We start from the raw sequence: 6,950 nt of genomic DNA on the forward strand, positions 1-6,950 counted from the left end.
AACGTATTCCAGCTCGATGCCATTGCATATCCCGGTAACAGCGGTAGCCCACTGTATGATCCAGCAACGGGGCATGTCGTGGGAGTGGTGAATAGCGTGTTCGTCAAAGAAACCAAAGAAGCCGTACTGGAAAAGCCCAGTGGAATTTCCTACGCCATCCCTTCCAAATATATCAAACAGCTACTGGAAAAAGTCGACAACGCAAAGTGAGTCGGTATAGCCAGAACGATTATTTGTTTTGGCGGTTAATGAGTTCTTTTTCCCAATCCAGGGATGATTTCACAATAAAATCCAGGTCATCGTAGCGGGGCTCCCAGTCCAGCGTTTCGTGAATCTTATCCACTTTTGCTACCAGGCTGGGTGGATCTCCGGCGCGACGCGGTTGCTCGACAGCCTTGATGGGTTGCCCGTTGATTCGGTTCACCGCATCCACAACTTCTCGTACACTGTATCCATGGCCATAACCACAATTGAGCGTGGTAGAGTCACCACCTTTGCGAAGATAGTCCAGGGCGCTAATATGTGCCGCTGCCAGGTCTTCAACGTGGATATAATCCCGAATCCCGGTGCCATCAGGGGTCGGATAATCCGTTCCAAATATGGACAGCTGCTCGCGCTTACCGACGGCCACCTCGGCGGCGACTTTGATGAGAAGGGTTGCGTTTTTTGTCGATTGGCCAATGCGACATTGGGGATCGGAGCCGGCCACATTGAAGTAGCGTAAGGCCACATGGCGCATGTTTGTCGCAGCGGACAGGTCACGCAGCATCCATTCTGACATCAATTTAGACGTGCCATAGGGATTGATGGGGGCTAACGGGCTTTCTTCGGTGGCAAATTCCGTGTCGGGAATGCCGTAAACTGCTGCTGTAGAAGAAAAAATGAAGTGTTTGACGCCCGCATTCGCGCAGCATTCCAGCAAGTTACGGGTCGAGCAGGTATTATTTCGGTAATATTTAAGCGGATCGCTGACAGATTCCGGCACAATGGTGTGTGCAGCAAAGTGCATTACGGTTTCAATGTCATAATCGGCCAATAGTTTATTCACTAACTCCCGGTCACCGGTATCACCCTGAATGAGTTCTCCATGCAGGACCGCATCCGCTATTCCTGTTGAAAGATTATCCAGAACGACCACTTGCTCACCCGATTCACCCAGCTGGCGGACCAAATGACTGCCAATATAACCGGCACCGCCGGTGACTAATATCCCACTTGCCATAAAAACCCCGATAAGCCCATGTTCAAAATAGAGAAAAAGAAAATCACAAAATGCTAATAAACAGACGTGTCATTAAGATGACAAGTTATAAAGGCAGCATAGTCTACGGACAGAAATGGGTGGAATCAATGACGAAATACCCTGTCGAAAATGCTTAAAATTTCACTTGAATTCATCGATCGTAAAAAGTTATAGTAGTCAGAATCTAAATCACATCAGTCGCTTAGCTGTTTTTATTAAGATTTTTTTCAGTTCGTGCGGGAGCGCTTAACTAGCTGAAACAAAAGCGATATTAGCGAGTTGCTGTGAGTGGCTTAACTAATGCAGGGAACACAGGAAGTGTAAGTCTTCAGCAAGGCAAACTGGACTAAGATGTTAAGCTAACAGGGGTTCTAGTGTTGACGCATATTCGGTCTATTGAAATTTGTTTTAAGTAAGGCAATTCCATTAAATACATATCATCGCGAAATTCCTGAAACTCAGCAGGCATTTCACGGTGAAGTTTCGTCGGCGTTTCCTTACTGTTAATTCAAAACCAATGTCAACGCAGTCAATACTGGCTTAGTTTTAGTGGTAGTTAAACATTTCTAGCGTTTAAGAGAGTAGTTAAGTGTACCAATCCTATTACAATCTCACAGGGAAGCCTTTTCGCTTAAGCCCTGATCCCAGTTTTTTCTTTCCGAGTCGTGGCCATAAACGCGCTCTAGCCTATCTTCGCTATGGGCTTCATCAGAATGAAGGATTTGTTGTTATCACCGGTGCGCCTGGTACGGGCAAAACCACCCTTGCGCAAATATTGCTGGAAGAAATGGGTAACAAAAATATTGTGGTTGCCCACCTTACAACGACCCAACTCGAAGCAGACGACATGCTACGCATGGTGGCTGCATCTTTTGGATTACGCTACGAGAACCTTGATAAGGCGGCTCTGTTAAAAAACATAGAATCATTTTTACTGGCGCGTTCCCGCGAAGGCAAACGCGCTTTACTGGTTGTTGACGAAGCGCAAAACCTGCCGGCTCGATCGCTGGAAGAACTACGCATGTTGTCCAATCTGCAGATTGGTGACAAAGCATTGCTGCAGACTTTCTTATTAGGGCAAATTCAGTTTCGCAACATGCTGGATAACCCGGATCTGGAACAGTTACGCCAGCGTGTCATCGCTAATTTCCACCTTAGCCCATTAGCGGCAGATGAAAGCCAGCGCTATATCGAGAGTCGCTTAAAGCACGTCGACTGGAATAACGACCCGCATTTTGCAGAAATTGCATTTGAAAAAATTCATGAGTACACCGAGGGTGTGCCGCGCCGGATTAACATGTTATGCGACCGTATACTGTTATTTGGCTGCATGGAAGAAACGCATAACGTTACAGGTGAACTGGTTGATCAGGTGAAGAAGGAACTGGAACAGGAAGTTTCCAGTGGAGCGATTAGCGCGAAAGCCAAAGGTGACAATGTACCGGTTGAAGAGCCTCAATCCAGTGAAGAACCCTCATACAATGCTGCCGCATCTTTTAATGCAACCAGTCAGCTTGCTGAAGAATTGAAAAACGTTACCAGCAAAGGAAAAGCTAAAATTGATGGCGCAATGACAGCTGAATCAGCAGAGAGTCAATCCACGACGCCAACAACGCCATCCACATCAGTTGCCAGTGGTCGTACAGAACCACATATGCCCCACGCTATTGACAGCGAAGATGAAGACTTTATCGATATTACGAAAGACTTTATCGATGCGTTTGATAAAAGTGTTTCTTTAAGCGATGACGATTCAGAAGAAGATCAAAAGTCACTGCTCAGCAAGTCTAAGTCCTCTGCTAAACCAAAAACTGATCAGGACAAGCCGGGCGTAACGGCAAAAGCAAATAAGTCCAGCAAACAGGAAGCGAAGAAACCTGTTGCCAAATCTAAAGAAGAAGCCCGCGACAAACCTGTGTTGGCAAAAGAATCTGAGCAGGAGCCTGTGGATCAGGATGTGCTGGGGAATACCGTTAAGCATAAGCATCCCGCAGAAATGGATGCCGATGATGATTCATTTAGTATCAGTCTGACACCGGAACCGCCGCCACAGGTTTCGGAGCGCGAACTGTTCCGGGTTATCCCCGGTGGTAAAAACAAAAGTGCCGATAGTGTGCCGGCGGAAAAGCCAAATCTGCCTGTTGCACCCGCAGCCATGGCCAGCCCCAGTTCAGAAGATGTGGTACTTCGCCGCATTTTGCGTTTGGTCCTGGCCTTTCACCGCTCACCCTCCAGTTTCCCGGGACTGGACGATCCCATCCAGCCATTGCCGGAAGGCGTTAGTGAATTACTGGAACTTGCTGTTTCGGATGACCAGGTATTAACGAAAGTAAGTCCGGCCGCTGTCATGGGTATATCCCCGGTAATGTTGCGCTCAGCCGTACGATTCTTTATCCGTCGTACGCTTTTTGCGGCGAAAGGTGATTATTACAGGACACTTGGATTGCAATCCAATGCATCTGTTGCGGATATCGAACGCCATTACGATTTGCTAATGCGTTTATTACGTCAGGATAAACAGTCGGGTGCGGCAGAGTGTGTTGATCGAGTCGGACGCGCTTATGAAGAACTCATGCGCCTTGACGATACGCCGGTAAGTTCAGAAGAAACCGTCGATGAGTCCGACAATAAAGCGGCGCAGGTGCTGGAAGCACTGGAAAATCCCGAGTTAACGATCGATTTCAGCCAGGAAATTAAACCCGAGGAAAAACCCACCCCGGTCGCATCCTATTTGGGAGCAGCGCCCGACAGTTATACACCTGATCCTCGAATCACGCGTCGTCGTATTCATTTGCTGGGTCAGGCAGCAATTCTGGGTATTGGTGCGCTGGTTATAGTATTGGGTATTTTTATTACGCAACTCGAGCCTTCGGATACGGGTGAGAGTCTACAGAGTACTGCGGCAAATGTAACCGAAGTGGATCCCGTGGTTATCCCGCCGGAAAGGCGTCGCGGATTAGCGTTCAACGATGGTAGCGTGACGGAAGAATCTGCAGTTGCAGCTTCCAGCGTTGCTTCAGTTAAAGAAGATAAAGTCATCAAGATTGGTGAAGAAGAACCGGTGAGTGTTGCATCGACAACGCCAGCAGAGGAAGAAAAACCAGCGGTTAAAGCGACGGCAAAAGCAGATGCACCAAAGCCAGTTGTTATACCAAAACAGGAGGTCAAAGTCGCAGAATCAGTGCCTGTCCAGAAATTCAAACCGTCTACCTCTGCAGCCAAAACGGAAAAAGCCAGCAGCAGTACGGTTGCTAAGAAAGAGCCTTCAGCTGTTACTAAAAAAGAGCCTTCGGATACAAAGACCCAGTCCGTATTAAAACAGGCCGCACCGGTTGCCGTGGTGGCCGGCGTTGCGGCAAAAGAATCGACCGCAGCCACTCAATCTGCCAGCAAGTTTACGTCAGTACCCGTGGAAGCAAAATCGTCCACAGGCTCAAGCAGTGCAGTAGCTCAAAATAAATCGACCACTCAGTTAACATCATCTACGTCAACAGCATCTACGGCAAAAGCATCGCAACAAAATAAATTTGAGGGCAAAGATATTTCGGTTACATCAACGTCACCGAGTGCAGTTGCGGTTGTACCTGTGATACCAAAAGGATCACAGGAACCTGTCGAGCCACCCGCACAGGTTTCCGGTGACACCGTTAAAACGGCGCCGGTTAAGATCGCAAAAATTGAGCCTATTCCGTTGGCAACGCAATCCATTTCGGAGATTACCGATGCTAATCTGAAACAGTTTTTAAGTGATTTCAGCAAGTCTTTTGAAAAAGGTGACTTAAACAGTTTGATGGCTTTATTCACGGAGACTGCTCGCACCAGTACACAAACCACACGTAACGCTATCGAGAGCGAGTACAAGAAACTGTTCAGCGCCAGTAAATCGCGAAACATAACGATGGTAGCGTCAACCTGGGACAATGAAGGCCAGTTTGCGCGTGGTGTAGGGCAATATACCACTACCGTTACACCACAAGTTGGATCGCCCATATCAGTGAAAGGCGAATACACAATGCAGTTGCAATTGATTGATGACAAAATCAAAGTCTCACGCTTTTACCTTTCTAATGAAATTCCGGCCTCAAGCCTGAAAACAGCGCCTGAAGGGCCCAGCGCTTCAGAATTAAAAGCATTGTTAAGTAGCTTCACAGAATTTTATGAAAATGGCGATATCGACCGCTTGATGAATTTATTTGCCAGTAATGCGCAAACCAATGACCAGAATTCACTGGCCGGTATTCGCCAGGACCACCTTGACTTATTTAACGTGACCCAGGCGCGTCAAATGTTCCTGAAAGACATGAAGTGGCAAACCAGGGGCAATATATCGATCGGTAAAGGCAATTTTGAAGTACTGGTGCAAAATCAGGGGCAAGCGTCATTTGCGACGGTAGCCGGCACAGTAACCGTGGAAGCGACCCGAACACCAAATGGTGGTGTGAAAATCAGCAAGTTTTTCCATAAAACGAACCAGTAAAACGCGGCTTTCCGGGTAAACGTATTCGCTCAGTAAGCGCCCGTAGTGAGAATTATTCTCATTGCGGGTTTTTATTTTTCGATCCCTGTTTTGGAGAGGCATTAAAGCTTTCCAGAACGAAAGTCGAAATAATTATAATCTGGCCGGAATTTTCACTGATTAGGCCTGGAAATAGCGTGAAATTTTGACAAAAGTCGAATAATTTGAAATTGTTACAGCCAGTTCCTTGACAGCAAATGAGCCACAGGCCATAGTTTCAACATATAAAATTTCTGGCAGATGTTCTGAAATAATGGAGAAGAATTCATGAAACAAGCACTTATCGCAATGGCAGTTGCCTTCATCGTATCGACTTCAGCGAACGCTGGAGAGAACATCCAGCTTGCCGCTGCCATTGGATCCGGTGCTGCAGTACAGCCAGCTCCGCCTACAACAGGTGCTTCGGCTGGGGCAGCAGAAGCCAGTACTGCGGTAGGCGCAGGTGGTGTTGGTACAGGTACCATGATCGCGGTAGGTGTCGCGGCAGCTGCTGCTCTTGCGGTTGTTGCCAGTTCCGGTAGTTCGGCCGGCCATTAAGCCCAATTATCAAACAGCCTAAATTTGGATATAAAGAAACCCTTGTCAATTGTGACAAGGGTTTCTACGTTTAGAAAGTGAGATATTTTATCGATTGCCACCATTGCTAGAATAAACCAGTCAATGAGTTGCCAGGACCAGGTATGACTCATAGCTAGATACTACTTATAATTAGAAAAGGGCCCGACAGGAAGTGAGCTTTGCACCCATCTCATAGTTTCCCACACAATCCACTCGCAATTCTTTCTACCAGGTGTGTTTTACTACTGCTCGCTTGCCTGTGTTCATTTAAAGTGTTCGCCGAGCCCAACCAGCTCGGACAAACTGGTTTGGTCAATATGCCCGATGCCCGCATTGATGATGAAGGTACGCTGCGATTTGGATTGAGCCATATGCAACCGTATTCCGCCTTGTGGGCAAGTGTCAGTTTTTTCAGCTGGCTGGAGATGTCCGGCCGCTATACGGAAATTGACAATGTTGAGGCATTTAATCGCCCCGATACAGATTTTGGCGACTATAAAGACAAGGCCTTTGACGCCAAGATACGCCTGTTGAAAGAGTCAAAATATTTTCCTCAACTCACCATTGGCGCGCAGGACTTCCTGGGTACCCAGGTATTTGAGGCCCAGTTTGTCACGCTGAGCAAAAAGCTTG

General features: G+C 47.4%; 5 protein-coding genes. 4 read left to right on the plus strand and 1 reads right to left on the minus strand.

What is annotated here, in order from left to right; translation table 11 throughout:
- Positions 1 to 210 (plus strand): hypothetical protein (locus tag ACWVCM_RS10730; protein ID WP_455201748.1); only part of this gene is annotated, 210 nt, incomplete at its 5' end.
- A gap of 19 nt (positions 211 to 229) precedes the next feature.
- Here ACWVCM_RS10730 and galE read toward each other — a convergent pair.
- Positions 230 to 1,222, minus strand: coding sequence for a UDP-glucose 4-epimerase GalE (gene galE, locus ACWVCM_RS10735; RefSeq protein WP_455201749.1), 993 nt, complete (start codon positions 1,220 to 1,222; stop codon positions 230 to 232).
- Between the two features lie 610 nt (positions 1,223 to 1,832).
- Between galE and ACWVCM_RS10740 the strand changes: the two genes are divergently transcribed.
- From ACWVCM_RS10740 to ACWVCM_RS10750, 3 genes are all read left to right on the plus strand, one after another.
- Positions 1,833 to 5,720, plus strand: coding sequence for an XrtA/PEP-CTERM system-associated ATPase (locus ACWVCM_RS10740; protein ID WP_455201750.1), 3,888 nt, complete (start codon positions 1,833 to 1,835; stop codon positions 5,718 to 5,720).
- A 306-nt stretch (positions 5,721 to 6,026) separates the two neighbouring features.
- Positions 6,027 to 6,296, plus strand: coding sequence for a hypothetical protein (locus ACWVCM_RS10745; RefSeq protein ID WP_455201751.1), 270 nt, complete (start codon positions 6,027 to 6,029; stop codon positions 6,294 to 6,296).
- Positions 6,297 to 6,496: 200 nt separating this feature from the next.
- A partial coding sequence (locus ACWVCM_RS10750) for a YjbH domain-containing protein (protein WP_455201752.1) occupies positions 6,497 to 6,950 on the plus strand: 454 nt, incomplete at its 3' end.

The sequence above is a fragment of the Kaarinaea lacus genome, from assembly GCF_975902315.1.

Coding starts and splice junctions, on each gene's coding strand:
- galE (WP_455201749.1), bottom strand. CDS start 1,222: ATGGCAAGTGGGATATTAGTCACCGGCGGTGCCGGTTATATTGGCAGT.
- ACWVCM_RS10745 (WP_455201751.1), top strand. CDS start 6,027: ATGAAACAAGCACTTATCGCAATGGCAGTTGCCTTCATCGTATCGACT.